The sequence below is a fragment of the Methylobacterium sp. FW306-05-D genome, assembly GCF_058782155.1.
In genome coordinates this window covers 1-24962 of the sequence record NZ_JBYSXL010000034.1, presented here as the reverse complement: position 1 = coordinate 24962, position 24962 = coordinate 1, and the positions used below count along the sequence as shown (strand labels likewise).

The following is a 24962-nucleotide window of genomic DNA, read 5'->3' as shown; positions in this document are numbered from 1 at the left end:
AGCCGGGTGAACGATCCGGAAGGGGGTCGTGCAAGTGAACCTTGCGCCGGCGGCCGTGACGGCCCAGTCGATCGTCCGTACACGGCGAAGAGCGCTCACGTCCAATCCGCAAGACCTGGTAAAGACCTGGCGATGCGGCGTGGAGGCCGGGGTCCGGATTTGAACCGGACGTGCGAATCCTTGCGGGGATCCTGGCTGAACACTCACCCACCTGGCCGCGATCCACCAACCACGGATCTGTCGACGAGGCAAGCGGACTATAGTGTCGAGGCGACCGTTCCGTTAGCGATCTCTTAAGATCAGGCCCGTCGCCGCCGCGTTCCTAAGCTGTGAGGCCCCGCCTCGGATCGGCGCGATGCTTGCCTTGCGGCCCGGTCGCGACGGGATGATCCGGGCGCCCGCCCCGCGCGGGCGCCCGGCGGGCGCCGCCGATTGACCCGCGGGGACAAACCGCGTTCTTGGGCGCGGCGATTCAGGAGTGCTCGACCGATGTCCGTAACGACCGTCCCGACGACGCCCTATGACGACCAGAAGCCGGGCACGTCCGGCCTGCGCAAGAAGGTGCCGGTGTTCCAGCAGGCGCGCTACGTCGAGAACTTCGTCCAGGCGATCATCGACTGCATCCCCGACCGGGCCGGCACGACCCTGGTGCTCGGCGGCGACGGCCGCTTCCTGAACCGCCAGGTGGTGCAGACCACCCTGAGACTCGCCGCCGCCAACGGCTTCGCCCGAGTGCTGGTGGGCCGGGGCGGCCTGCTCTCGACCCCGGCGGCCTCCTGCGTCATCCGCAAGCACGGCGCCATCGGCGGCATCATCCTGTCGGCGAGCCACAATCCGGGCGGGCCGGAGGGCGATTTCGGCATCAAGTTCAACACCGCCAATGGCGGCCCGGCGCCCGAGACCGTCACCGCCGCGATCTACGCGCGCACCAAGGCGCTGACCGAATACCGCCTCGTCGAGGGCCCCGACCTCGACCTCGACACGATCGGCGAGACCCGGCTCGGCGACATGACCGTCGCGGTGATCGACCCCGTGGCGGACTACCTCGCGCTGATGCGCGAACTCATCGACTTCGACGCGATCACGCGCCTGTTCGCAGGCGGCTTCCGCATGCGCTTCGACGCCATGAGCGCGGTCACCGGCCCCTATGCCCACGCCATCCTGGAGGGCGTGTTCGGGGCCGAGCCCGGCACCGTCCTCAACGGCACCCCGCGGGAGGATTTCGGCGGCCACCATCCGGACCCGAACCCGGTCCACGCCCACGACCTCTACGCGCTGATGCTGAGCGACGCCGCGCCGAACCTGGGGGCCGCCTCGGACGGCGACGGCGACCGCAACATGATCGTGGCGCCCGGCCTGTTCGTAACCCCGAGCGACAGCCTGGCGATCCTCGCGGCGCATGCCCACCTCGCCCCCGGCTACGCGAACGGCCTGGCCGGCGTCGCCCGCTCGATGCCCACGAGCCGGGCGCTGGACCGGGTGGCGGCGTCGCTCGGCATCAAGGCCTACGAGACCCCCACCGGCTGGAAGTTCTTCGGCAACCTGCTCGATGCCGGCCTGATCACCCTCTGCGGCGAGGAGAGCGCCGGCACCGGCTCGAACCACGTCCGCGAGAAGGACGGGCTCTGGGCCGTGCTGATCTGGCTCAACATCCTGGCCGTCACGGGCAAGCCGGCGCAAGCCGTGGTGCGGGACCACTGGGCGACCTTCGGGCGCGACTACTACACCCGGCACGATTACGAGGAGATCGACGCGGAGGCCGCCAAGCGCCTGATGGAGGGCCTGCGCGCCAAGCTCGCCACGCTGCCGGGCAGCAAGCTCGGCGGCCTCACCGTCGCGGCGGCGGACGACTTCCGCTACGTCGATCCCGTCGACGGCTCCGTCACCGAGCAGCAGGGCGTGCGCGTCACCTTCGCGGAGGATGCCCGGGTGGTCTACCGCCTCTCCGGCACCGGCACGGCGGGGGCGACCCTGCGGGTCTACATCGAGCGCTACGAATCCGCCCCCGACCGGCTCGAATTGCCGGTGGCCGAGGTGCTAGCCCCGGTGGTGGCGGTGGCCAACGCGCTGGCCGACATCGCCGCGCTCACCGGCCGCTCGGAGCCCAGCGTCGTCACCTGAGGCGCACGGGGGCCGAGAAGCACGAAGTCTCGCAGGGGCGCCCGTGATCCGGCGTCGCGGCCCGGAACAGGGCCGGGCGCCCGGCCCTTGTCCCCGCATCGATTCGAACGGTGCGAGGAGACCGGTCCACCATGACATCGCAGGGCAACGGGACACTGCACGGCAAGCGCGCGCTGATCACGGGCGCGGATTCGGGAATCGGCCAGGCGACGGCCGAGCTGTTCGCCCGCCAGGGCGCCGATGTCGCCATCACCTACAACACCGACGCGGACGGCGCCCGCGAGACCGCGCGCCGGGTCGAGGCGGCGGGCCGCCGCTGCCTCGTGATCCAGAACGACGTCGGCGATCCGGCCTCCGTGGAGGCGACCTTCGCGCGGGTCGCTCAAGATCTCGGCGTGCTCGACATCCTGGTGAACAATGCCGGCCAGGCGATGAGCGGGATGCCGGTGGCCGAGATGGACGACGGCAAGCTTGAGCAGATCCTGCGCGTCAACCTGATGGCCCCGGTCTTCTGCGCCCGGGCCTTCATCAAGGTTCGCCGGGCCCAGGGCGGGCGCGGCAAGATCGTCATCGTCTCCTCGGTGGCCCAGCACCTGCCCACCCCGGAGAGCGCCCCCTACGGCATGTCGAAGGCGGGCGTCGGCTCCCTCTGCCGCAGCCTGGCGCGGGAACTGGCCGAGGACCGGATCAACGTCAACAACGTGGCGCCCGGCCTGATCGAGACGCCGATGACCGCCGACCGCTTCGAGAACCCGGACAAGCTTGCCCAGTCCCTGGAGCGCATCCCGTGGCACCGGGCCGGCCAGCCCGACGAGATCGCCCAGGCGATCCTCTACCTCGCCTCGGACGATGCCGACTACGTCACCGGCCACACCCTGGTGGTCGATGGCGGCCTGACCATGCAGTGGGGCGGCGCCTGAGGCACCGGGCGCAGGGTCCGGCCTCGTCGCGGCCCGCCTGCGCGACGGCGGTCATCCGCCGGCCCCTCACGGGTCCCGACCATGGGCCGGGATCGGTGCGATCTTGGATCAGGCGCCCGCGATCGCGGCGGCGCGCTCCCGGTAGGTCCGCAAGGGGCGGCCCAGGAGCGCGGTCAGCCGCGCGACGTCGCCGGCCTCGGGGACCATGCCGTCGGAGAGGAAGCGCTCGGCCATCAGGCGCATGTCGTAGGCCATCCAGCCGGGCATGAACGCCTGCAGGGTCCGCTCGAACCCGGCGGTGTCGTCGCCGCCATAGGCGACCGGGCGGCCGAGCACCGCCGACCAGATCGCGGCCACGGCCTCCCCGGTCAGGGTCTCCGGACCGACGACGTTGATCCGGTCGAGGGGGAGGGGGCCGTCGGCCTGCGCCCGCCGGATCAGCGCCAGGGCCGCGACTTCGCCGAGATCGCGCTCGTCGACCATGGCGAGCCCCCTGGACCCGATCGGCATGGGGTAGAGTCCGTGCTGGAGGACCACGTCCTGGATCGTGTGCTCGTTGCTCATGAAGTAGGCGGGGCGCAGGATGGTGGCCTCGAAGCCCATCGCCTCGATCATCCGCTCCACGGCGAACTTGCCGGCGAAGTGCGGCACGTTCACGTAGACGTCGCTGTGGATCACCGACAGGTAGACCACCCGCCGGATTCCGGCTTCGCGAGCGACGTTGAGGGCGATCAGCGCCTGGGTGACCTCGTCGGCCGTCACCGCATTCAGCAGGAACAGGGTGGAGGCGCCCGCGAAGGCCTCGCGCAGGGAGGCGACGTCGAGGAGGTCGCCCCGGACGACGGCGATGCCCGCCGGCAGGCCGGCCCTGGCCGGGTCGCGGACGAGGGCGCGGACATCGGCGCCGCGCCGCACGAGATGGTCGACGACCTGGCGGCCGATGGTGCCGGTGGCGCCTGTCACGAGGATGGTCATGGTGTCTCTCTCCGGATTGCCGGGGGTGGCAGGCCGAAAATGAGTGATCCACGCCTGTGCCGATAGGCGCTATATCGGGACAGTCCGTCTCACAGATGGAACACGTCTCGGTGGACCCATGGACCTCCTCGCCCTCGCGGATTTCAACCTCGTCGCCCGCCACGGCGGGTTCGGGCGCGCCGCCCGGGCGGCCGGGCGGCCGAAGGCGACCCTGTCGCGCCGGGTCTCCGAACTGGAGGCCGCCCTCGACCTGCGCCTGTTCGAGCGCGGCGCCCGCGCGCTCACCCTCACCGAGGAGGGGCGCGCCCTGCACGCGCGGACCGGGATGCTGCTGGCCGAGCTCGACGAGACGGCGGCGGCCATCGCCTCGGGCAGCGCGACGCCGCGCGGCCGGCTCCGGGTCAGCGCCCCGCTCCTGTTCTCGCAGATCGCCATGGGCAAGCTCGCGGCCACCTTCGCGCTGGCGCATCCCGAGGTCCGGCTCGAGGTCACCACGGAAGACCGGGCCGTCGACATGGTCGAGGAGGGCTACGACCTCGCGATCCGGGTCAATCCGGAGCCCGACGCGAGCCTCATCGGGCGCATCGTCCTGCACGACCACCTGGTCGTGGTGGCGAGCCCGGGCCTCGCCCCGCCGGTGGCGCCCCGGGCCGCGCCGGCCGTGGTGCGCGGCGCGGGCGGCGGCGGGGCCTGGACGGTGCGGAGCCCCGGCGGAGGCGCGGCCATCCCCTTCGAGCCGGTGCTGCGCCTGTCGTCGCTGATCATGGTGCGCGACGCGATCCGGGCCGGCGTCGGGGCCGGGCGCCTGCCGATCTCGCTGGTCAGCCGCGACCTGGCCGCCGGCACCCTGGTGCGCTGGGGCGACGTCGAGGGTCCCGACGTGGCGCTCTGGGCGCTCTATCCGTCGCGCCGGCTGCTCAGCGCCCGGGTCTCGGCCTTCCTCGACCACCTGAAGCGGGCCTTCCCGCACGGCACGCCGGACGAGCTCGCGGCCTATGTCGGCGGGTGAGGGCCGGGGCCGCGGGCGCCGCTAGCGCGGGTTCCGCCAGATGGTCGCGGCGGGCGCGGTGGTGACGGGGCTGAGGCTGCCGGTGGCGACCGGGGCGGCCGGGCGCATCGGCGCGGCGCGCTCCTCCGCCACCCGCAGCTTGCGCGGGGCGAGCGCGGCCCGCCGGGCGGCCCGCACCCGGCGGCGGCGCGGCCGGGGGCTCTCCGAGGTGGCGCCGATATAGCCGCCGACGATGCCGCCCACGACCGCGCCCACCGGTCCGCCGACCAGGGCGCCCGCCACCGCGCCGGTGCCGACGCCCACCGTGGTCTTGCTCGCGGCCATCGCGGCCTGCGGGGCGGCGAGGGCGCCGACGAGCAGCAGCGCGGAGGTGAATGCCTTCATGATGACCCTAACCCCTTGATTCCGGCTGCGGTCCCTGGCGGTCCACCGTGACGAAATCTGGGCCGCGCCGGGCCGGGGCGTGGTTTCGATCCGTCGCGGCCCATGCCGGACGGCGCCTGTGCTTTCCGCACATCAGTCGGCGCGGCCGGCGACCGTCCTCTCGGTCGGCAGCAGGGCGAGCAGGTCCGAAAACTCCGGCCGGCCCGCGATGTCGGGCCCCGTGCAGGCCCGCTCCAGGTCGCGCCAGGGGCCGGCTTCGAGGCCCGCCAGGGTGAGGAGTTCGCCGAAGAGCAGCCCCCAGGCCCGCATCTCGACCCGGCGCAGGGCCGCGCCGGCGGGGCCTTCGGGCAGGGTCGAGGCGGCGCCGAAGTCGCTGAGCACGGCGGCCCCCTCGGTGCCGTCCCACAGGATGTTGTGGCCGTAGAGGTCGCCGTGCAGGAGGCCGCGGGCGTGGAGATGGGCGCAGGCCTCCGCGGCGGCGCGGGCGAGGCGCAGGGCCGCCGCGGGCGCCAGGGCGAGGCCGGGCGCGTAGACGTCGCGGCTGCAGCTCTCCAGGCTCGGCGGGCCGGCGAGCACCCGCCACGCCGCCGGCAGCAGCGGCATCAGCAGGCCCTCCAGGCCCTCCGGGTGGTCGACGAGGCGTCCCAGGGCGCCGGTGAGGTGCGGGTGCGCGCCGGCCGCCAGGCAGGCCGCCATCTCGCGCTCGGGCAGGCCGTCGCTGGTCATGGCGCCCTTGAACAGCTTCAGGGCGACCGCCTCGGCCGGCGCGTCGCCCCGGCGCCAGAGGGCCCGGTGCACGCGGCCCGAGGCGCCCTCGCCGAGGAGGTCGCCGGGCTCGAGGGCGGACCAGGGCACCCCCGGCACGTCGGGGAGCCCGGGCGCGTCGTCGAGGGGATTGCCCGCGAAGGAGGTCCAGGCCAGGGCCGGCAGGCGGGTCAGCCAGGGCGGGAGCGCCTCCAGCCGGTTGGCGGCCAGCCGCACCAGTTCGAGGTTGGGCGCGCCCGCCAGGCTCTCGGGCAGCCGGGTCAGGGCGTTGCCGGACAGCATGAGCTTCTGCAGGCGCGGGCGCTGCCCGAGGGCGTCCGGCAGGGTCGCGATGCGGTTGTCCGTGAGGGTGAGCCAGCGCAGGGCGGGGGGCAGGGCCTCGCCCGGCACCTCCACGAGCCCGGTGCCGCGAAAGCCGACCTGGCTCAGGGCCGGGCACTCCCCCAGCACCGGCGGCAGGCGGGTGAAGCGGCTGCCCGAGCAGAACAGCACGCGCAGGTGCCGCAGGCGCCCGAAATCCGCCGGCAGCGCATCGAGGTGGCTGCCGCTCAGGTCCAGGAGTTCGAGGGTGTCGGCGAGCCCGAAGATCTCGCGCGGGAATTCGGCGAGGCCGGGGGGGAAGCGCAGCGCCCTCGCTCCGGCGCAGTCGCCCCGGCGCAGGGCGGCCAGCAGGTCTTTCGTCATCGCGAGGCGGCGGGGCGGCGGGTCATGCCGCCGGTCCTAGCGCGGGCGGGGGGCCGGGCGCACGGCTTTTCTCGCGCCGGGCCGCCGCCCGGGCGGGGCCGGTGCCGGCGCGCGGATGGGCGGCGTCGAAGGCCTCCATCAGGCGGGTCGCGTCGATCTGGGTGTAGAGCTGCGTCGTGGAGAGCGAGGCGTGGCCGAGCAGCTCCTGGATCGCCCGCAATTCGCCCCGGCGCGCCAGCAGGTGGGTGGCGAAGGAGTGGCGCAGGGCGTGGGGCGTGGCGCTCTCGGGCAGGCCGAGGCCGCCCCGCATCGCCGCCACGGCGTACTGGATGACGCGCGGCGAGAGCGGGCCGCCCTTGGCGCCCACGAAGAGCGGGCCCTCGGGCGCGAGGGCGTAGGGGCAGGCCGCGCGGTACGCCGCCACCGCCGCCGCCACCACGGGCAGCACCGGCACCATCCGCCTCTTGCCGCCCTTGCCGAGCACCGTGACGGAATCGACCCCCGGCCCCGGCGCGTCCCGGGCGGTGAGCCCGAGGGCCTCCGAGATGCGCAGGCCCGAGCCGTAGAGCAGGGCCAGCACGGCGGCGTCGCGGGCCAGGATCCAGGACTCGCGGGCCTCGCCGGCCCGCAGCTCCGGCCCGGTCATCGCCCGGGCGGCGGCGACGGGGATCGGGCGCGGCAGGCGCCGCTCGACCTTGGGCGAGCGCACGGCGCCCAGGGCCGCCACGCTGCCGTGGCCCTGGCGCTCGAGGTGGCGGGCGAAGGAGCGCAGGCCCGCCAGCGCCCGCATCAGCGAGCGCCCGCCGACCCCGTCGGCCCGGCGCGCCGCCATGAAGGCGCGCACGTCGCGGGGTTTCAGGGCGACGAGCGCCGCGAGGCCGGGCGTGCCGTGCCGTCCGGCCCGATGGGCCAGGAACTGGCGCAGGTCCCGCGCATAGGCCTCGACGGTGTTGGGCGAGAGGCGCCGCTCGCGGGCGAGCTCGTCCTGCCAGGCCAGGGCCTCGGCGCGCAGGCCCGCATCGCCGGGAAAGGCCAGGGCGTCGGCGGGCAGCGGGGCGGGGTCGGATGCGGAGGATGCCATCCCGCCATGGAAGCCCGAGAGGCGTTGACGCTCCGTTGCCGAGGGGGCGCCGCGCCGTCCCGTGTCGCGGCTCCGCACACCGGTCCTCTCGTCCGACGGGACGAGCGCGCCGGAGCGGTCGTGCCAGAACGGGACCGCTCTCGACGGTCGGCGAAAGGTTGCCTTTGCGCGTCTCCGGTCAGGTGCCGTCATGTCCTGCCGCGCAGGGTGCCCGCATGCGGAGGTCGGCGATGCCCTCGAACTGGACAATGTTCTGGACCTACCCGGTCATCTATCTGTCCGGATTGCTCGTGAGAGCCTGGTCCGGGCGGCTGCAGGCCGCCGAGACCGAATGGGTCCTGTTCTCGATCGGCTGGATCCTGGTCTTCCTGACGTCGATTGGGCTCGATCGGTGGTTCGGGCGGGTCTCGACGGTCGAGACGGAGCGGGAGAGGAAGGTCATCCGCCGGTTCATCCGAGGTGAAGGCGCCAGCCCGCGCCCCGGCAACGGCCGCGCACCCGATGAGCGGACGGAGATGTGAGGGTCGGCGAAAAGACCTGCGGGTCGCGCCGGCCCGGTCATCGCCCGGGCGTCCGCTTAAGGGTGTGCGAACCATGTCGAAGACAAGGGCTGCACCTTAAGAGACCTGGCAGGCATCGGCCGTTAAGCTTGGCCGCGAGACAGGCCGAGCGATGCAGATCGATCTCCAAACCCTCTGGTACCTGACGGTCGGGACGCTGCTGGTGTCGGCCGCGCTTCTCCTCTGGGAGCGGCAGGCCCATCCAGCGCGCGCCGGCGTCCTCGGCATCCTGGCCGCAGGGCTGTTCGTCTTCGTGCTCGGCTGCGTCGTCGCGATGAACCGCGGCCACGTTTCCGTCGCCCTCGGCATGGGGGCGACCAACCTCCTGATGGTGTCGGGCTACCTCCTCGTCCTCAACGCCATGGCGGGCCTCGACGGCCGGCGGCACCTGCGCGCGTCGGCGGCGGCCCTGGCCGTCCTGGCCCTCGTCTGGGTCCTCGCCGGCACGCAGTTCCCGGCCGCCTTCTGGAACCACGTCTCGGCCCTGCCCATCGCCCTGGTCTGCGGCCTGACGGCCTGGACGCTCCTGCGCAGCCGCACGGTCCGGGGCCTGCGGTCCCGGCCGGTCGCGGCGTCGGTCTCGGCCGTCCATGCCGTGTTCTACCTCGGCCGGGCCTTCCTCGCCCCCGTCCTGGTGCAGCGCTACGGGCCGGAGATGCTGTCCGTCGTCGCGAAGGCGACGATGTACGAGGCGGTCCTGTACTCGGTGGCGATGCCGATGTCCTTCCTGGCCCTCGTGCGGGAGGAGGAGACGCGGCGCCTCCTGCGCCTCTCGCACACCGACCAGCTGACGGGGCTCGCGAACCGCCACGCCTTCTTCGAGCAGGGCGCGCGGATGCTCACGGCGCGGCCCGGCCGCCCCGTCTCGCTCCTCGCCTTCGACCTCGACCACTTCAAGGCGATCAACGACCGCCACGGCCATGCGGCCGGCGACGCGATCCTCAAGCTGTTCGCCGAGATCGCCCGCGACGGGGCGGGCCCCGACGCGCTCCTGGTCCGGCTGGGGGGCGAGGAATTCGCCGCGCTCCTGCCCGGCTGCGACCGCCAGCAGGCGCTCCGCCGCGGCACGGCGATCGCCCAACGGTTCGCCGCGGCGACCGCGCGGGCGGAAGGCCCCGGAATCCCCGCCACCGTCAGCATCGGCCTCGCGGCCCCGGACGGCCGCGACCTCGCCGGCCTGCTCGCGAGCGCCGACGGCGCCCTCTACCGGGCGAAGGTCCTCGGCCGGAACCGCATCGAGGCCGCCGGCCCCTGCGACTGGTCCGCGGCGGCGTGAGGGCGCGGGCGCTACGCCGGAGGGGTTTAATCGCTGGTGACGCGGCCCCCCGCTCGTCCGTCGCCATGTCGCCACGGAAGCCCGAGAGGCATTGACGCTTCTTCGCCGACGGGGCGGCGTGCGCGGGCGGGATTTGCTGGCGGAAGAGGTCGGCTTCCGCTCCTTTGCTACCATTCGCTCGCCCCTGCTAGGGATCTGAGCCCGAGTTGAATGGGACCAAGGGTCTGCTTTACACCTCTTAGACCGACGAGGTCGGACTCTAGCGCCCCCCTCTCGATCCAAAATGAGCCTTCACGACGCCGCAGGACCACACCGAAGCCGCCCGCGTTCGTCCAGTCCGTCGCCCTCACCCCCACCCCATCCGCGCCCCCAGAAACGCCCGAATCCGCGCCTCGGCCCGGCGGGATTCCGGCAGGCCGAGCAGGGGGTAGACGTGCATCAGGCCGGGTTCCTCGTGATAGGCGAGGGGGGCCTCCTCCGCCCGGGCCAGGGCGGCGAGGCGGCGGGCGTCGGCCACCAGGATGTCGTGGGTGCCGCAGAACAGGGCGATCGGCGGCAGGCCCCGCAGGGTGCCGAAGAGGGGACTGACCCGCGCGTCCGTGGGGTCCCAGGGGCCCGCGTACCAGCGCCCGAGGGTGCGCACGCCCGGGCGCATCAGCATCACGTCCCGGGGTTCGATCCGGGCCTGGGACGGGTCCGAGGTGGTGACGTCGAGCCAGGGCGAGATCAGGACGAGGCCGGCGGGACCGGGCGGGCCGGCGAGACCGGGCAGGCCGGCGAGACCGGCCCCGCCGGCCTCCCGGATCTGCATCGCCAGGGACAGGGCGAGGCCGCCCCCGGCGGAATCCCCCATCAGGACGAGGGGCGCGCCCGGATCGGCCTCCGCGCAGGCCCGGTAGACCGCCATCGCGAAGGCGCTCGCCTGCGCGCAGGCATGCTCCGGCGTCAGCGGGTAGAGCGGCACCGTGACGGTGAGGCCGGTGGCCGAGACCAGCCGGGCGAGGAAGCGCCAGTGGTGGCGGGTGATCGGGCTCGTATAGGCGCCCCCGTGCAGGTAGATCACCCGGCCCGCTTGGGCCGCCCGGCCGGGAGCCCCGGCGCCCCTGCGCGGGGCGAGGGTGTAGACCTCGAAGCCGTCGCGGGTCTCCCAGGTCACCGCGAGGCTCCGGCGCTGGGCGCGCGTCGGCCGGGCCGGGCGCGGGCGCTTCGCCACCGCCGCCTCGGGGTCGCGCTCCGCCTTCGCGAGGCCGCGCCGGCGCCCGCTGAGGCGGATCGCCAGGGCGAGGAGGCGGGCCGGCAGGCTGCTCACAGCCGGGCCGCGATATGGTCGCCGACCCGCAGGGCATTGGCGATGATGGTCAGGGTCGGGTTCACGGCCCCGATCGAGGGGAAGAAGCTCGCATCGGTGACGTAGAGGTTGTCGATGCCGTGGGCCCGGCAGTCGCGGTCGAGCACGGAGGTGGCCGGGTCCTCGCCGAAGCGCAGGGTGCCGGCCTGGTGCGCGGTGCCGCCGATGGGCGTGTCCTTGCCGAGATAGAGCGAGCGGTCGAACAGGTGCGGGTGCACGTCGAGCTTGCCGCAGAGGTCGCGCAGCTTCTGTTTCAGGCGTCGATGCCCCTCCATGTTGCTCTCGGTCAGGTCGAGGCGGACCCGGCCGCCCTCGTAGAAGATCCGGTTCTCCGGCCGGGGCAGGTCCTCCGAGGTCAGCCAGAAATCGAGGGAGTGCTTGGCGATCCAGTCGAAGGGCTTTTCGGGAAACCATTGCAGGAAGGCCGGCAGGCCCTCGCCGTGGATCTGCGTGCCGTCGGACTTGCCGACCATCTGGATGTGGCCCAGCGGAAAGTCCCAGTCGTCCGCGCCGAAGTAGAAGTCGTTCAGCCCGAGGGTCTTCTGGAACTTCGTCGGGTTCGGGGTGCGCGAGACCGCCAGCACGGTGGCGTTGTTGTGGCGCATGTAGTTGCGCCCGACCTGGCCGGAGGCGTTGGCGAGACCCTGGGGGTGCGCGTCGTTGGCCGAGCGCAGCATCAGCAGGGCCGAGGAGAGGGCGCCGCAGGCCACCACCACGATGTCGCCCGAGACCGTCCGGCTCTGCCCGTCGCGCACGAGTTCGACGCCGGTGATCGCCCGCCCGCTCGGGCTGGTGAGGAGGCGCTCGACATAGGCGCCGGTCCACAGGGTGAGGTTCGGGTACTGGGCGAGCGCCGGGTCGACGCAGATGATCTGCGCATCGGCCTTGCCGTTGGTCAGGCAGGGATAGCCGTCGAAGGCGTCGCAGCGGATGCAGGCCGAGTGCGGCAGGGCCTGGCCGTCGCGCTCGTCGAGGAGCACGCCCACCGGCAGATGGAAGGGCCGGTGGCCCTCGCGCTTCAGCCCGTCGAAGAGCTCCTGGATGCGCGGCTCGTGGGAGACCGGCGGGTAGGCGTAGGGCTTGGGCGCGGGCGGCTCGGTGGGGTCCTCGCCGCGCAGGCCGTGCACGTGGAAGAGCTCCTCCGCCGCCTGGTAGTAGGGCTCGAAGGTGTCGTACTTCACCGGCCATTCGGGCGCGTCGCCGTCCGGGTGGCGCACCACGTCGAAGTCGCGGGCGCGCAGGCGCAGCAGCACCGAGCCGTAGACCTTGCTGTTGCCGCCCACGTAGTAGTGCAGGCCGGGGTGGAAGGTGCGCCCGTCGGCGCCGTACCAGGTCTCGGGCGCCTGGTAGCGCGCATCCACGAAGACCGCCTGGCTGTCCCAGTTCTCGCGCTCCCGCGGCAGGTAGCCGCCGCGCTCCAGCAGCAGCACGCGCTTGCCGGTCTGCGCGAGGCGCCAGGCCATGGTGCCGCCGCCGGGGCCCGAGCCCACGATGACCACGTCGTAATGCTCGTCGCTCATGGGGGTCCTTCGCTCATCGGGGTTCTCCGCGGGCCTGTGCCTCGGGCTGCCGGGGCCGGGGTTGCCCCAGGGATGCCACGGCCGTGCCGTCCGGCGGGTGCGCGCCGACCCGCGGCATCCGACGCTGCGAACGTTTGAACCGGCGCGCGGGTGCCGCGTTCAACCGCCGATGGCATCACGTTCGCGCGCCTTCGTCATCGCCGGCCGACCTCATCACCCGTCACCGTCACCGCCCGCCAGCGTCCCCCTTCGGATCGCGCCTCGCAGGACCACGCCGTGATCACCTTCAGCCTCGTCGTCGCCTTCGCGGTCCGGCTCCTCCTGGTGCTGCTGTTCCTGCCCTTCAGCGCGCTGGACAAGATCCTGAACTTTCGCGGGGCGGTGGGCCAGGCGCGCGAGCGCGTCGCCACCACCGGGCTCGCCCGCGCGCTCATCCTCGCCGGGCTCTTCGTCGAGGTGGTGATGTCGGCCGGCATCCTCACCGGCATCGCCGACCGGGCCGCCGCCTTCGTGCTCGCCGGCTATTGCGGGCTCACCGCCCTCCTGTGGAAGCAGTTCTGGCGCCCGGGCGACTTCTGGGCCGGCGGCGACAGCAAGGGCCGGGGCCTGTTCTGGGACTTCCTGAAGAACTTCGCCCTGGCCGGCGGGTTTCTGCTCATCACCTTCGGCACCGGGGCCGACACGGTGCGGCTCTTCCTCGCCGATCCGCTGGCCTCCTCGCAGCCCTACCGCACCACCCCTTTTCCCGAGCCCGCCAGGACAAGCCCATGAGCGATTCCACGCGTGACGAGACCGCCCCCGAGAAACCCCGCGTGCCCTACTGGCACCTCTGGACCGACGCGGAGGGCGTCAGCCACCAGACCCGCTGCGCACTGACCGATTTCGACATGAAGTCGATGCAGCCGCCGGCCGACCCGCAATGGCAGGGCCGCAAGACCCATGACGGCGCCACCGTGATGGTCACGGTGCAGCCGGTGGGCTGGACCGGCGCCTGGCACGAGAACCCCAAGCCCCAATGGATCATCCCGCTCTCGGGCCGCTGGTTCGTCGAATCCATGGACGGCACCCGGGTCGAGATGGGACCCGGCGAGATCTCCTTCGGGGAGGACCAGAACACGCGCGAGCGGGACGGGCGCCAGGGGCACCTCTCGGGCACCGTCGGCGACGAACCCGCCGTGCTGATGGTGGTGCAGTTCGATTCGCCCCCGACCCTCGCCACCCCTTGCCGGTTCCGGTAGCGCCATGGCGTCCCCGCTCCCGAATCCGGGCTTCGAAATCGTCGATCCGCGCTTTGCCGGGTACCTGCTCGGCAATGCCGAACTCGAGGAGATCGCCACGGGCTTCCGCTGGATCGAGGGGCCGGTCTGGTTCGGGGATGCCGACTGCCTCCTGTTCCAGGACCTGCCCCGCGACCGCACCCTGCGCTGGAGCGAGGCGGAAGGCCTGTCCGTCTACCGGGCGCCCTCGCACTTCGCCAACGGCCAGACCCGCGACCGCCAGGGCCGGCTGATCGCCTGCTCGCACCGGAACCGCTGCCTCACCCGCACCGAGTACGACGGCGCCGTCACCACCCTCGTCAGCCACCATGCCGGGCGCCGCCTCAACGCGCCGAACGACGTGGTGGTGGCCTCCGACGGCGGGATCTGGTTCACCGATCCGGTCTACGGCATTTCCAACGACTACGAGGGCGGACGCCAGACCTCCGAGCAGCCGCCGGCCCTCTACCGCCTCGACCCGGATTCGGGCGCGATCCGCGCCATGGCCACCGATTTCGACGGCCCGAACGGGCTCGCCTTCTCCCCCGACGAGCGAAGGCTCTACGTCTCCGAGACCGGCGACCAGAGCCGGCCGAACCCGCGCCAGTTCATCCGCGTCTTCGATGTCGGGCCGGACTTCGCGCTCTCCGGCGGCGGGGTCTTCCACACTATCGCGCCGGGGTATTGCGACGGGCTGCGGGTCGACGAGGACGGCAACGTCTGGAGCAGCGCCGCCGACGGCGTCCACTGCATCGACCCGGACGGCCACCTCATGGGCAAGATCTTCGTGCCCCACCGGGTCTCGAACCTCGCCTTCGGCGGCCGGATGAAGAACCGCCTGTTCATCGGCGGCTCGCACACCCTCTACGCCATCTTCCTCAACCGGCGCGGGGCGCAGACGCCGTGAGCGCCGGCCCGCCGAGCCCTGCAGGCCTCCGCCTGAGCCGCATCCGCCTGGTCAGTGCCGACCCCGAGGCCCTGGCCGTGTTCTTCACCGCGGCCCTCGGCTTCACCCGCGTGACCTCGACGCGACCCCTGGTCGACCGGCGAACCACTTTTGGCGAAACCGTCGTGTCGCTCCGGCTCGGCGCGCAGGCCGTCGACCTCGTCGGATTCGACCGGCCGGGCCGGCCCTATCCCGACGCCGTGCCGGGCTGGAGCCCCCTGTTCCAGCACATCGCCCTCGTGGTCTCGGACATGGCCGCCGCCCATGCCCGCCTCGCCGCCTGCCCGGGCTGGCGCCCGATCTCCACGGCCGGGCCGGAGCGCCTGCCCGCGGCCTCGGGCGGGGTGAGCGCCTTCAAGTTCCGCGACCCCGAGGGGCATCCCCTTGAATTCCTTGCATTTCCCGCCGCTGGTATACCCGAGGCCTGGCGCCGGCCGGGGCCGGATCCCTGCCTCGGCATCGACCATTCGGCCCTCTCGGTGACGGACACCGCCGCGAGCCTTGCCTTCTACGCGGGCCTCGGCTTCTCGGTGGGCGCGCGTTCGCTCAATGTCGGTCCCGAGCAGGCGCGCCTCGACGGCGTGGCCGACCCGCACGTCACCGTGACGGGCCTGACCCCGCCGGGCGCCCCGACGCCGCACGTCGAACTTCTTGATTATGCTGGTGAATTTTCCCGTGACGCGCAGCCCTGCGGAGACCGCGACATCGCCGCCACCGTCCTGGTCTTCGCGGGCGCCGGCGGCGAACCCCGCCCGCTCCGCGACCCGGACGGCCATCGCCTCCTCCTGACCTGAGGCCCCGCGCCGGAACGGGCCGGTTGCCCGAGCGGCGGCGGGCGTCCCTCGTCCCTGCTCCGGGTCCGGATCCGCACGGGCTGGAGGCCCGGGGTCATGGGAGGACCGACCTCCTCTGATGCAGATAGGCCGGGTCGAACTCCGCGCGGTTCGTCAGGGCGTCCCAATCGTGGATGACGAGGCGCTGCCCCTGGAGGGTCAGCAGGCCCTGTCCGCGCAGTTCCTGCAGGACGCGGTTGACATGCACGTTCGAGACACCGATCGCGTCGGCGATGTCGCCCTGCGTCAGGGCCATCTCGCAGGTGAAGTCCCGCGCCAGTCCCAGGGCGTGAAGCTTCAGATAGATCTCGCAGAACAGATGGGTGATCCGGCCGAGCGTCGAGCGCCGGCCGATATTGGTCATCCACTCCCGGAAGATCGCGGCATCCACGAGCGTGTCGCGCCAGAGGGCGGCCGTGATGCCGGGATAACTGCGGGTGAGATCGAGCAACGCCTCATGCGGGATGAAGGCTAGCGTGCAGGCTGTCAGCGTGCTGAGGCTGTGATCCATCACCGGCAGGTGCAGGCTCTGCAGGTCCGGGATGTCGCCCGGGATGTGAATCGACAGGATCTGACGCTTGCCCTCGTCGAGGAGCTTGTAGCGGAAGGCCCACCCCTCCAGCACAAGGCAGCACTGCTTGGGATGGTCGCCGTCGCGCACGATGTCCTGATGGGCGCCCAGGTGGCGGCGCGTCACCGGCAGGCCTTCGATCGCCCGACGCTCCGCATCGGAGACCGTGATGATGGTCTCCAGCTTCCGAATGAGCATGCTGAGATCGGCACCAGCGGCGAGGCTCATTGCGAAAATGCCTTTCTTGGGAAGGTTTGATGCCGATAGGTCTAGGTTCTGAGAGGCTGACGACAGCCCCTCTCCCCCGGGAAGGGGAGGCGTGTCGAAATCCCATAGCTCGGCCGGGCCGCTCCGTCGTCATCTTGTAGCATGAAGACCGAGGAGAAGGCGCCAACTTTGGCCGTCGGTGTCGCCACAGACGCTCATCGCCCGAACGACAACGCTCCGACGCTTTGCCGGGCGTGCGAGCCTTCGAAGTCCTGCGCCTGATCGAGACCCGGCGCGGGCGGGGCACGGCCGGGACGCCTGGGCTCTGAAGGCGCGCTTCGCCGGCAGGCATGGGCTGCCCGAGGGCACGTATGGCCGCCTGACCTCGATCCCGGGCGTCGCATCGGAATCCCACCGGTTCGTGCGGGCGGGGCAGGGCCGGACGGGGACAGCTGTTGAGACTTGAGCCGCCCGGCCCCTATTGGAGCACCGACCTTGGGAAGGAGGCACTTCGATCGGTATGGAAGATCCGCGCCCTCTGGACGGACCGGACCTTCGTGAGACATCTTTGATGTCGGCGCCGCGGGCGCAGGTTTCAACCGCGACGCGGCCCTGAGCCGGTGCCACGCCCCTGCCATCGTCTCGGTCCTCGCGGAGGAGCGCGGTGCCCCGTTTCGGAGCCCGCACCGGAGCATGACCGACGTCCGCCACGCGTGCCGCGAGCATCGACGAAGATCAGGCAGATCCCCGTGAAGTCTGCCCATCAGCGTCTCAGGATCGTCCCGCTCCAGGGTTCGACCCGTTACGTGTCGTCGCGACAAATGGCTGTGGACTTGGTCGACCACGGCACCGTACAACCGTTCCAAAGACGAAGCCGTCGCCGCGGAGATCTGGCGGAGCACGGCTCACGACTGGGCAACACGGCAGGAAACGCATGATCCGTCTGAACCTGAACGGCACCGTCCGCGAGGTCGAGGCCGAGCCCGATACGCCGCTCCTCTGGGTGATCCGCGAGCAGGCGGGCCTGACCGGCACGAAGTATGGCTGCGGCATCGCCCAGTGCGGGGCCTGCACGGTGCACATCGACGGCACGGCGGTGCGCTCCTGCTCGATGCCGGTCTCCAGCGTCACGCCGGACCAGAAGATCGTGACGATCGAGGGCCTGTCGAAGGACCGCTCCCACCCGGTGCAGAAGGCCTGGGCCGAACTCGACGTGCCGCAATGCGGCTTCTGCCAATCCGGGATGATCATGGCGTCGGCGGCTTTGCTCGCGCAGAACCCGCACCCGAGCGAGGCGCAGATCCGCTCCGAGATCACCAACATCTGTCGCTGCGGCACCTACAACCGTGTTCTCGCCGGCATCAAGCTCGCCGCCGCCGGCGGCCAGGCCGGTTGAGGAGAGAGCCATGAACGCTCCCATGAAAAACCTCTCCCGCCGCGCCTTCGTGGCCGGCACGGCCGCCGCCGGCCTCAGCCTCGGTTTCCACGTACCCTTCCCCGGGGCCGCCGCCCAGGGGGGCGCCGCCGCGCTCACCCCCGAGGTCAACGCCTGGGTGGTGATCAAGCCCGACGAGACCGTGGTGATCCGCATCGCTCGCTCCGAGATGGGCCAGGGCACCCTCACGGGCCTCGCCCAACTCGTCGCCGAAGAACTCGGCTGCGACTGGAGCAGGGTTGTCACCGAGTACCCGACGCCGGGCCAGAACGTCGCCCGCGGCCGGGTCTGGGGCGATTTCGGCACCGGCGGCAGCCGCGGTATCCGGGAATCCCAGGACTATGTTCGCAAAGGTGGCGCCGCCGCCCGCATCATGCTGGTGGAGGCCGCGGCCAAGGGCTGGGGCGTGGCCCCCTCCGAGTGCCGGGTCGAGAAGGGCGTGATTAGCCACGCTGGTTCCGGCCGCACCACCACCTTCGGCGCGGTGGCGATGGAGGCGGCCAAGGTCACGCCGCCCAAGGACATCGTCCTCAAGGACCCCAAGGACTGGACCATCGCGGGCAAGCCCGTGAAGCGCCTCGACACCGTCGAGAAGACCGATGGCAGCCAGGTCTACGGCATCGATCTGACGATGCCGGGCCTGCTGAACGCGGCGATCCGCGATTGCCCGGTCTTCGGCGGAACGGTGAAGAGCTTCGACGCCAAGGCGGTCGCGGGCATGCCCGGCGTGAAGAGGGTCGTCGCGGTGGGCGAGTCCGGCGTGGCGGTGATCGCCGATACGTTCTGGCGCGCCAAGACCGCGGTGGAGGCCCTGCCCATCGTCTGGGACGAGGGCCCGAACGGTCAGGTCTCGAGCGAGACCATCGCGGCGACCCTGCGCGAGGGCCTCGACGCGCAGGACGCCTATGTGGGCAACAAGGGCGGCGACGTAACGGCCGCCTTGAAGGGCGCGGCCCGGGTCGTGGAAGCGACCTACGGGGTGCCGTTCCAGAACCACGCCACCATGGAGCCGATGAACGCCACGGTGCGCTGGACGCCGGAACGCTGCGAGGCCTGGGCACCGACCCAGAACGGCGAGGCCGCGCTCGCCGCCGTGGCCGAGGCCGCCGGCCTCTCGGCGAACCAGTGCGACGTCTACAAGCTCCTGCTCGGCGGCGGCTTCGGCCGGCGCGGCGCCACCCACGACTGGCTCCGCCAGGCGGTGCTGATCGCCAAGGAGATGCCCGGGACCCCGATCAAGCTGATCTGGACCCGCGAGGAGGACATGACCCACGGGCGCTACCACCCGATCACCCAGTGCCGGATGCGCGCCGGGCTGGACGAGGCCGGCAACCTCACCGGGCTGCACATGCGCATCTCCGGCCAGTCGATCCTGGTCTCGGTGGCGCCGAACCGGATGGTGGACGGCAAGGACCCGGTGGTGTTCCAGGGCCTCAACCCAGGCGGCGCGGAAGCCGCGATCGGCTACACCATCCCGAACATCCTCGTCGATCACGCCATGCGCAACCCGCACGTGCCGCCGGGGTTCTGGCGCGGCGTGAACATGAACCCGAACGCCATCTACCTCGAATGCTTCATGGACGAACTCGCTCATGCGGCGGGGCAGGACCCGCTGGCCTTCCGCCTGAAGCTGATGGACAAGCACCCCAAGCACCGGGCGGTGCTGCAGGCGGTGGCGGACAAGGCCGGCTGGGGCACGACGCCTCCGCAAGGTGTCCACCGGGGACTCGCCCAGATGATGGGCTTCGGCTCCTACGTGGCGGCCGTGGCCGAGGTTTCGGTCGGCGATGATGGAGCGGTCAAGGTCCACCGCATCGTCGCCGCCACCGATCCCGGCCATGCCCTCAATCCGCAGCAGATCGACGCCCAGATCGCCGGCTCCTTCGTCTACGGCCTGTCGGCGGCGCTTTACCAGGAATGCACGGTCAAGGACGGTCGCATCGAGCAGACGAACTTCGACACCTATCCGGTGATGCGCCTGGAGGAGATGCCAGTGGTCGAGACCATCGTGATGCCGTCGGGCGGGTTCTGGGGCGGGGTCGGCGAACCCACCATCGCGGTGGCAGCGCCCGCCGTGCTGAACGCCATCTTCGCGGCCACCGGCAAGCGCGTGCGCCAGATGCCGGTGAAGAACACGGACCTGCGCCGGGCGTGAGGCGCTTCGGCATGGTCGCGGCCTGGCTCCTGGCCGGGTCGGTCGGGGTCGCCTCGGCGGCGGAGCGCCCGCCGCCGGGGGCGTCCTCCTGCGCCGGATGCCACGCCGAGGGGGCCGCCATGGGGGCGATCGACGGGCGCCCGGAGGCCGAGATCGTGGCGGCTCTGGCCGCGTACCGCTCGGGGGCGCGGCCCGCGAGCGTGATGAGCCGCATCGCCAAGGGATTTTCGGACGAGGAGAGCCGGGCCATCGCGGCTTATCTCGCATGGCAGGGCCGGCCATGAGCACCACGCGCCGCGCGCTTCTCGCCACCGGGGCGGCTCTCGCCCTCGCGCGGCCCGCCCTCGCGCAGGCCGCCGCCAAGGTCGTGGTGGTCGGCGGCGGCTTCGGGGGCGCCACCGCCGCGCGCGCGCTCCACCGGGGCGGCCTCGACGTGACGCTGGTCGAGGTGAACCCGACCTACGTCTCCTGCCCGTTCAGCAACGAGGTCATCGCCGGCCTGCAGCCCATGGCGGCCCAGCGCTTCGGCTACGAGGGTCTCGCCCGCGGCGGCATCCGGGTGGTGCACGCCGCCGCCACCGGGATCGACGCGCCCGCCCGCCGGGTCACGCTCGCGGATGGCGGCACGCTCGCCTATGACCGCCTCGTGCTATCGCCGGGAATCGACCTGCGCTTCGACGCCATTCCGGGCTACGACGCGGCCGCCGCCGACCGCATGCCCCACGCCTGGAAGGCGGGCGAGCAGACGCTGCTGCTGGCCCGGCAACTCGCGGCGATGCCGGAGGGCGGCACCGTGGTGCTGTCGGTGCCGGGTAATCCCTATCGCTGCCCGCCCGGTCCCTACGAGCGTGCGAGCCTGATCGCCCATGTTCTCAAGACCACCAAGCCGCGCGCGAAGCTGATCCTCCTCGACGCCAAGGATGCCTTCTCCAAGCAGCGCCTGTTCCAATCGGCCTGGGCCGCGCTCTACCCGACCCAGCTCGAATACGTGCCCCTGGCCGAGGGCGGTCAGGTCAGCGCCGTCGATCCGGACGCCATGATCGTCCGCACCGACTTCTCGGAGTACAAGGCGGATGTCGCCTGCATCATCCCGCCCCAGAGGGCCGGCCGGATCGCGGCGATCGCCGGGGTGGCCGACCGAAGCGGCTGGTGTCCGATCGATCCCGTCACCTTCGAATCGCGGCTGGTGCCCGGCATCCACGTCATCGGCGACGCCGCCATCGCCGGGGCGATGCCGAAATCCGCCTTCTCGGCCAATGCCCAGGCCAAGGTCTGCGCCGATGCGGTGATCGATCTCCTGGCCGGGCGCGCGCCCGAGATCCCGAAGCTGATCAACACCTGCTACAGCCTGGTGGCGCCCGGCTACGGCATCTCCATCGCGGGGGTCTACCATCCGGCGGGCGGCGTCCTTGCGGATGTCGAGGGCGCCGGCGGGATCAGCCCGGTCGATGCGCCGCTGGCCCTGCGCGAGCAGGAGGCGCTCTACGCCGCCGACTGGTATCGCACCATTACGCGGCAGGTCTTCGGGTGAGGGGGGTGCTTCGCTGGGCCTGGATCGCCTGCGCGACCTTGCCCGCGCGGGCGGAGGCCGGAGAGGTTTTGGAGGCGGAGGGGGTGCGACCCGTCACCATCGTCGGCCAAGGCATTCCCGCCAGCCTGACGGGGGTACCGGGCGATCCCGCGCGGGGGCGGGTGATCGTCACCGACCGGACCAGGGGACTCTGCCTGCTCTGCCATGCCGGGCCGTTCCCCGAGGAGCGCTTCACCGGCAATCTCGGCCCCGATCTCACGGGCGTCGGCGATCGCCTGGCACCCGGTGCCCTGCGCCTGCGCCTCGTCGATGGCCGGGTCTTGAACCCGGACACCATCATGCCCTCCTATTACAGCCTCGCCGGCACCGTGCGGGTCGGCGCGGCCTGGCGGGGCCGGCCCGTCCTGGGACCCCAGGAGATCGAGGACATCGTCGCCTTCCTGGCGACGTTGCGCGACACACCATCGGAGAGGCCGGCGCCGTGAGCCCGCAGACATCCCATCGTCCGAGCCGTCGCGGACTCCTCGCCCTGGGACCCGGCATCGCCGCGACCGTCGCCCTGCGCCCGGTGGCGGCCGGGGCCGCGACCCGCACCGAGAGCACCGCCGAGGCCATCCGGCGCTTTGCCGGCGAGGCCGAGATCCAGGCAGGGCGCATCCGCCTCGACCTGCCGCCGCTGGTCGAGAACGGCAACGCGGTGACGATCACCGTGACGGTGGACAGCCCGATGACGCCGGAGGACCATGTCCGGCGCATCGCGGTGTTCAACGACAAGAATCCGCAGCCGAACGTGATCACGGTATACCTGGGGTCGCGTGGAGGTCGCGTCGCGATCACGACCCGAATCCGCCTCGCCGACACGCAACGCATCACCGCCATTGCGGAGACCAGCGACGGCCGCTACTGGTCGACCACGGCCGATGCCATCGTCACCCTCGCCGCCTGCCTGGAGGGCTGAGCCGCCATGGCCCGTACCCTGATCAACGTTCCGAAGACCGCCCGGGCCGGCGAGGTCGTCACGATCAAGACCCTGATCTCGCATCCGATGGAGACCGGCTTCCGGCCGGGGGCCGACGGGCGCATCCGCCCGCGCGACATCATCACGGAGTTCACCTGCCTGTACGACGGCGAGGCGGTGTTCCGGGCCGAGCTGTTCCCGGCGACGGCGGCCAACCCCTACCTGACCTTCAGCCTGCGGGCGACGCAGACGGGCACGCTCACCTTCACCTGGCGCGGCGACAACGGCTTCTCGCAGACCGAGACCGCGACCCTGACGGTGACGTGAGGCGGCTCGCGCTCCTGATGCTGGCGGGCCTGGCGGCGGGCCCGGCGCGGGCGGGCGAGATTCCGCCGGCCGACCGGCGCTCGGGCTTCGACACCATGAGCCCGGACATCCAGGCGATGCAGCGCGACGCCATGGCCAACCCGGCCCTGCTCTGGCTCGAGGACGGCGCCGACCTCTGGGGCCAGCCGCCGGCCCCGGGCGGACGCGCCTGCGCCGGCTGCCATGGGGAGGCCGCGACCGCGATGCGGGGCGTCGCTACGCGTTACCCGGCCTGGGACGCCGAGACCGGGGCGCCGATCGACCTTCAGGGCCGGGTCAACGCCTGCCGGCGCCGCCACCAGGGCGCGGAGCCCTACCCGTACGAGAGCCGGGAACTCCTCGGGCTCACCGCCTACGTCGCCGCCCAGTCCGCGGGCCTGCCGATCACGGTCCCGGACGATCCCCGCCTCGGTCCCGCCCGGGCGGCCGGCGCGGCGCTGTTCACCCGGCGCATGGGCCAGCTCGGTCTGTCCTGCGCCGCCTGCCACGACGCCAATCACGGGCGCCGGCTCGGCGCGGCCCTGATCCCGCAGGGACATCCCACCGGCTACCCGCTCTATCGCCTCGAATGGCAGGGGGTCGGCTCGGTGCAGCGGCGGCTGCGCAACTGCATGACGGGGATGCGGGCCGAGCCCTTCGCCGACGGGTCGCCGGACTTCGTCGCCCTGGAGCGCTACCTCATGGACCGGGCCGCGCCCCTGCCGGTGGAGACCCCGGCGGTGCGTCCGTGAGGGTCAGCGGGCCCAGGACAGCGCGAGGCCGCCGGCCGCCGTGAGCAGCACCACGATCCAGGGGGGCACCCGCCCCACGGTGAGGAGCACGAAGGCCAGCACCGCGAGGGCGAAGTCGCGGGCATTGCCCACGGCACTGATCCAGACGGGATCGTAGAGGGCGGCCCCGAGGATGCCGACCACGGCGGCGTTGGTGCCGCGCATCGCCGCCTGGGCCCGGGGGCGGGCGCGCAGGACGTCCCAGTAGGGCAGGGCGCCGTAGACCAGGAGCAGGCCGGGCAGGAAGATCGCCGCCAGGGCGATGGCCGCCCCGGCGAGCCCGTGCGGCGCCGGCTGGACCGCGGCGCCGAGATAGGCCGCCACGGTGAAGAGCGGCCCCGGCACCGCCTGGGCGGCGCCGTAGCCGGCGAGGAACCGGGCCGGGTCGATCCAGCCGGGGCCGACCAGCTCCGCCTGCAGCAGGGGCAGCACCACGTGGCCGCCGCCGAACACCAGGGCGCCCGAGCGGTAGAAGGCGTCGAACAGGGCGAGCCCCTGGGCCGCCGGCCCCCCGCCGCCCGGCGCGGGCAGGACGGGCGCGAGGAGAGCCGGGCCGACGAGCAGGATCGCGAACAGCATCAGCGCCGCCGCGCCCGCCCGTCGCGAGACCGGCACCGCGAGGCGGCCGCCGGTCGCGGCGGGGCCGGCCCGGCACAGGAACAGCCCGGCCGCCGCCCCGAGGCCGATCGCCAGCACCTGGCCGACGGCGCCGGGCAGGACGACGACGCCCGTCAGCGCCGCCACGGCGATCCCGGCGCGGGGCCGGTCGGGGGTGAGGGTGCGGGCCATGCCCCAGACCGCCTGGGCCACCACCGCCACGGCCACGAGCTTGAGGCCGTGCAGCACGGCCTCGGCCCAGGGCCCCATCAGGGCGCCGGCCCCCAGGGCGAAGGCGAGGAGCACCAGGGCGGAGGGCAGGGTGAAGGCCGCCCAGGCCGCGAGCCCCCCGAGGAGGCCGCCGCCCCGCAGCAGGCCGAGGGAGAACCCGACCTGGCTGGAGGCCGGCCCCGGCAGGAACTGGCACAGGGCGACGAGGTCGGCGTACCCGGCCTCGTCCATCCAGCGCCGGCGCTGCACCAGCTCGGCCCGGAAGTAGCCGAGATGCGCGATCGGGCCGCCGAAGGCGGTGAGGCCGAGCTTCAGGAAGACCCGGAACACCTCCGCGGGCGATCCTCCGGCGGGGGGCACTTCGGCGGAGGGCGCTGCGGCAGGCGGGACTTCGGCAGGGGAAACCACGGCAGGAGATCCTGCGGCGGCGAATTCCGCGGCGAGGGATCGTTCGGCGGGCGGG

Annotated in this window: 25 protein-coding genes and 1 tRNA gene; 17 read left to right on the top strand and 9 right to left on the bottom strand. The window is 72.6% G+C overall.

The features are described 5' to 3' along the window. Positions 1 to 140: 140 nt before the first annotated feature. Positions 141 to 217: transfer RNA gene (locus tag AC3WLN_RS13350), tRNA-OTHER, on the bottom strand. Positions 218 to 489: 272 nt separating this feature from the next. Here AC3WLN_RS13350 and AC3WLN_RS13345 point away from each other — a divergent pair. Together AC3WLN_RS13345 and AC3WLN_RS13340 are read left to right on the top strand one after the other, a co-directional pair. Beyond that, positions 490 to 2121, top strand: coding sequence for an alpha-D-glucose phosphate-specific phosphoglucomutase (locus AC3WLN_RS13345; RefSeq protein WP_492481912.1), 1632 nt, complete (start codon positions 490 to 492; stop codon positions 2119 to 2121). A 131-nt stretch (positions 2122 to 2252) separates the two neighbouring features. Beyond that, on the top strand, positions 2253 to 3041 hold the full coding sequence (locus AC3WLN_RS13340) for an SDR family NAD(P)-dependent oxidoreductase (RefSeq protein ID WP_492481910.1): 789 nt from the start codon (positions 2253 to 2255) through the stop codon (positions 3039 to 3041). A gap of 108 nt (positions 3042 to 3149) precedes the next feature. Here AC3WLN_RS13340 and AC3WLN_RS13335 read toward each other — a convergent pair whose 3' ends face one another. Beyond that, positions 3150 to 4016, bottom strand: a complete 867-nt coding sequence (locus AC3WLN_RS13335; protein ID WP_492481908.1) for an SDR family oxidoreductase — start codon at positions 4014 to 4016, stop codon at positions 3150 to 3152. Between the two features lie 118 nt (positions 4017 to 4134). Here AC3WLN_RS13335 and AC3WLN_RS13330 point away from each other — a divergent pair, with 118 nt between their 5' ends. Continuing rightward, positions 4135 to 5025: a LysR family transcriptional regulator gene (locus tag AC3WLN_RS13330; protein WP_492481906.1), complete on the top strand. Its 891-nt coding sequence runs from the start codon at positions 4135 to 4137 to the stop codon at positions 5023 to 5025. 21 nt (positions 5026 to 5046) lie between these two features. Here the strand turns inward: AC3WLN_RS13330 and AC3WLN_RS13325 are convergent, their stop codons facing one another. The 3 genes from AC3WLN_RS13325 to AC3WLN_RS13315 all read right to left on the bottom strand — a co-directional run bounded on the left by AC3WLN_RS13325 (position 5047) and on the right by AC3WLN_RS13315 (position 7939). Beyond that, positions 5047 to 5409, bottom strand: coding sequence for a hypothetical protein (locus AC3WLN_RS13325; RefSeq protein WP_492481904.1), 363 nt, complete (start codon positions 5407 to 5409; stop codon positions 5047 to 5049). Between the two features lie 132 nt (positions 5410 to 5541). Next, positions 5542 to 6858 (bottom strand): leucine-rich repeat-containing protein kinase family protein, encoded by a 1317-nt coding sequence (locus AC3WLN_RS13320; protein WP_492481902.1) that lies wholly within the window; start codon positions 6856 to 6858, stop codon positions 5542 to 5544. Between the two features lie 22 nt (positions 6859 to 6880). Further along, positions 6881 to 7939 (bottom strand): tyrosine recombinase XerC, encoded by a 1059-nt coding sequence (locus AC3WLN_RS13315; RefSeq protein WP_492481900.1) that lies wholly within the window; start codon positions 7937 to 7939, stop codon positions 6881 to 6883. Between the two features lie 248 nt (positions 7940 to 8187). Between AC3WLN_RS13315 and AC3WLN_RS13310 the strand changes: the two genes are divergently transcribed. Beyond that, the gene (locus AC3WLN_RS13310; protein WP_492481898.1) at positions 8188 to 8460 is read left to right on the top strand and encodes a hypothetical protein; all 273 of its coding nucleotides are present in this window, start codon (positions 8188 to 8190) and stop codon (positions 8458 to 8460) included. A 151-nt stretch (positions 8461 to 8611) separates the two neighbouring features. Beyond that, positions 8612 to 9775 carry a GGDEF domain-containing protein gene (locus AC3WLN_RS13305; protein WP_492481896.1) on the top strand — a complete coding sequence of 388 codons (1164 nt, stop codon included), beginning with the start codon at positions 8612 to 8614 and terminating at the stop codon, positions 9773 to 9775. Between the two features lie 346 nt (positions 9776 to 10121). On the opposite strand, the gene AC3WLN_RS13300 is transcribed toward AC3WLN_RS13305, so the two are convergent. Beyond that, entirely contained in the window at positions 10122 to 11084 is a 963-nt protein-coding gene (locus AC3WLN_RS13300; RefSeq protein ID WP_492481894.1) for an alpha/beta hydrolase fold domain-containing protein, read from the bottom strand. Continuing rightward, positions 11081 to 12643 carry a GMC family oxidoreductase gene (locus AC3WLN_RS13295; RefSeq protein WP_492481892.1) on the bottom strand — a complete coding sequence of 521 codons (1563 nt, stop codon included), beginning with the start codon at positions 12641 to 12643 and terminating at the stop codon, positions 11081 to 11083. The genes AC3WLN_RS13300 and AC3WLN_RS13295 overlap by 4 nt, the downstream gene beginning before the upstream one ends. Positions 12644 to 12919: 276 nt before the next feature. On the opposite strand from AC3WLN_RS13295, the gene AC3WLN_RS13290 reads away from it, so the two are divergent. From AC3WLN_RS13290 to AC3WLN_RS13275, 4 genes are read left to right on the top strand one after another with little or no spacing between them, the layout of a single operon-like run. Beyond that, a complete protein-coding gene (locus AC3WLN_RS13290; protein WP_492481890.1) occupies positions 12920 to 13414 on the top strand; it encodes a DoxX family protein in 495 nt (164 codons plus the stop codon). Further along, positions 13411 to 13881: a cupin domain-containing protein gene (locus AC3WLN_RS13285; RefSeq protein ID WP_492481888.1), complete on the top strand. Its 471-nt coding sequence runs from the start codon at positions 13411 to 13413 to the stop codon at positions 13879 to 13881. Before AC3WLN_RS13290 ends, AC3WLN_RS13285 begins: the two co-directional genes overlap by 4 nt. A 4-nt stretch (positions 13882 to 13885) precedes the next feature. Further along, positions 13886 to 14806 (top strand): SMP-30/gluconolactonase/LRE family protein, encoded by a 921-nt coding sequence (locus AC3WLN_RS13280; RefSeq protein ID WP_492481886.1) that lies wholly within the window; start codon positions 13886 to 13888, stop codon positions 14804 to 14806. Further along, on the top strand, positions 14803 to 15639 hold the full coding sequence (locus AC3WLN_RS13275) for a VOC family protein (RefSeq protein WP_492481884.1): 837 nt from the start codon (positions 14803 to 14805) through the stop codon (positions 15637 to 15639). Before AC3WLN_RS13280 ends, AC3WLN_RS13275 begins: the two co-directional genes overlap by 4 nt. A 94-nt stretch (positions 15640 to 15733) precedes the next feature. On the opposite strand, the gene AC3WLN_RS13270 is transcribed toward AC3WLN_RS13275, so the two are convergent. Then, positions 15734 to 16447, bottom strand: a complete 714-nt coding sequence (locus AC3WLN_RS13270; protein WP_492481882.1) for a Crp/Fnr family transcriptional regulator — start codon at positions 16445 to 16447, stop codon at positions 15734 to 15736. Between the two features lie 943 nt (positions 16448 to 17390). On the opposite strand from AC3WLN_RS13270, the gene AC3WLN_RS13265 reads away from it, so the two are divergent. Genes AC3WLN_RS13265 through soxA form a run of 8 tightly spaced genes read left to right on the top strand, consistent with a single transcriptional unit; the run spans position 17391 to position 23632 of the window. Then, positions 17391 to 17852: a (2Fe-2S)-binding protein gene (locus tag AC3WLN_RS13265; RefSeq protein WP_492481880.1), complete on the top strand. Its 462-nt coding sequence runs from the start codon at positions 17391 to 17393 to the stop codon at positions 17850 to 17852. A gap of 10 nt (positions 17853 to 17862) precedes the next feature. Next, positions 17863 to 20046 (top strand): xanthine dehydrogenase family protein molybdopterin-binding subunit, encoded by a 2184-nt coding sequence (locus AC3WLN_RS13260; RefSeq protein WP_492481878.1) that lies wholly within the window; start codon positions 17863 to 17865, stop codon positions 20044 to 20046. 11 nt (positions 20047 to 20057) lie between these two features. After that, positions 20058 to 20330, top strand: a complete 273-nt coding sequence (locus AC3WLN_RS13255; protein WP_492481953.1) for a c-type cytochrome — start codon at positions 20058 to 20060, stop codon at positions 20328 to 20330. Continuing rightward, positions 20327 to 21577 (top strand): FCSD flavin-binding domain-containing protein, encoded by a 1251-nt coding sequence (locus tag AC3WLN_RS13250; protein ID WP_492481876.1) that lies wholly within the window; start codon positions 20327 to 20329, stop codon positions 21575 to 21577. Before AC3WLN_RS13255 ends, AC3WLN_RS13250 begins: the two co-directional genes overlap by 4 nt. Before the next feature lie 5 nt (positions 21578 to 21582). Further along, a complete protein-coding gene (gene soxX, locus AC3WLN_RS13245; protein ID WP_492481874.1) occupies positions 21583 to 22062 on the top strand; it encodes a sulfur oxidation c-type cytochrome SoxX in 480 nt (159 codons plus the stop codon). Next, positions 22059 to 22535: a SoxY-related AACIE arm protein gene (locus AC3WLN_RS13240; protein WP_492481872.1), complete on the top strand. Its 477-nt coding sequence runs from the start codon at positions 22059 to 22061 to the stop codon at positions 22533 to 22535. The genes soxX and AC3WLN_RS13240 overlap by 4 nt, the downstream gene beginning before the upstream one ends. Positions 22536 to 22541: 6 nt before the next feature. Beyond that, complete coding sequence (gene soxZ / locus AC3WLN_RS13235) at positions 22542 to 22862, top strand: thiosulfate oxidation carrier complex protein SoxZ (RefSeq protein WP_492481870.1); 321 nt, start codon at positions 22542 to 22544, stop codon at positions 22860 to 22862. Between the two features lie 17 nt (positions 22863 to 22879). Continuing rightward, positions 22880 to 23632, top strand: a complete 753-nt coding sequence (gene soxA, locus AC3WLN_RS13230; protein ID WP_492481951.1) for a sulfur oxidation c-type cytochrome SoxA — start codon at positions 22880 to 22882, stop codon at positions 23630 to 23632. Positions 23633 to 23635: 3 nt separating this feature from the next. On the opposite strand, the gene chrA is transcribed toward soxA, so the two are convergent. Continuing rightward, a complete protein-coding gene (chrA, locus tag AC3WLN_RS13225; protein WP_492481868.1) occupies positions 23636 to 24829 on the bottom strand; it encodes a chromate efflux transporter in 1194 nt (397 codons plus the stop codon). Positions 24830 to 24962: the final 133 nt, after the last annotated feature.

Coding starts and splice junctions, on each gene's coding strand:
- AC3WLN_RS13345 (WP_492481912.1), top strand. CDS start 490: ATGTCCGTAACGACCGTCCCGACGACGCCCTATGACGACCAGAAGCCG.
- AC3WLN_RS13340 (WP_492481910.1), top strand. CDS start 2,253: ATGACATCGCAGGGCAACGGGACACTGCACGGCAAGCGCGCGCTGATC.
- AC3WLN_RS13335 (WP_492481908.1), bottom strand. CDS start 4,016: ATGACCATCCTCGTGACAGGCGCCACCGGCACCATCGGCCGCCAGGTC.
- AC3WLN_RS13330 (WP_492481906.1), top strand. CDS start 4,135: ATGGACCTCCTCGCCCTCGCGGATTTCAACCTCGTCGCCCGCCACGGC.
- AC3WLN_RS13325 (WP_492481904.1), bottom strand. CDS start 5,409: ATGAAGGCATTCACCTCCGCGCTGCTGCTCGTCGGCGCCCTCGCCGCC.
- AC3WLN_RS13320 (WP_492481902.1), bottom strand. CDS start 6,858: ATGACGAAAGACCTGCTGGCCGCCCTGCGCCGGGGCGACTGCGCCGGA.
- AC3WLN_RS13315 (WP_492481900.1), bottom strand. CDS start 7,939: ATGGCATCCTCCGCATCCGACCCCGCCCCGCTGCCCGCCGACGCCCTG.
- AC3WLN_RS13310 (WP_492481898.1), top strand. CDS start 8,188: ATGTTCTGGACCTACCCGGTCATCTATCTGTCCGGATTGCTCGTGAGA.
- AC3WLN_RS13305 (WP_492481896.1), top strand. CDS start 8,612: ATGCAGATCGATCTCCAAACCCTCTGGTACCTGACGGTCGGGACGCTG.
- AC3WLN_RS13295 (WP_492481892.1), bottom strand. CDS start 12,643: ATGAGCGACGAGCATTACGACGTGGTCATCGTGGGCTCGGGCCCCGGC.
- AC3WLN_RS13285 (WP_492481888.1), top strand. CDS start 13,411: ATGAGCGATTCCACGCGTGACGAGACCGCCCCCGAGAAACCCCGCGTG.
- AC3WLN_RS13280 (WP_492481886.1), top strand. CDS start 13,886: ATGGCGTCCCCGCTCCCGAATCCGGGCTTCGAAATCGTCGATCCGCGC.
- AC3WLN_RS13270 (WP_492481882.1), bottom strand. CDS start 16,447: ATGCTCATTCGGAAGCTGGAGACCATCATCACGGTCTCCGATGCGGAG.
- AC3WLN_RS13265 (WP_492481880.1), top strand. CDS start 17,391: ATGATCCGTCTGAACCTGAACGGCACCGTCCGCGAGGTCGAGGCCGAG.
- AC3WLN_RS13260 (WP_492481878.1), top strand. CDS start 17,863: ATGAACGCTCCCATGAAAAACCTCTCCCGCCGCGCCTTCGTGGCCGGC.
- AC3WLN_RS13255 (WP_492481953.1), top strand. CDS start 20,058: ATGGTCGCGGCCTGGCTCCTGGCCGGGTCGGTCGGGGTCGCCTCGGCG.
- AC3WLN_RS13250 (WP_492481876.1), top strand. CDS start 20,327: ATGAGCACCACGCGCCGCGCGCTTCTCGCCACCGGGGCGGCTCTCGCC.
- soxZ (WP_492481870.1), top strand. CDS start 22,542: ATGGCCCGTACCCTGATCAACGTTCCGAAGACCGCCCGGGCCGGCGAG.
- soxA (WP_492481951.1), top strand. CDS start 22,880: ATGCTGGCGGGCCTGGCGGCGGGCCCGGCGCGGGCGGGCGAGATTCCG.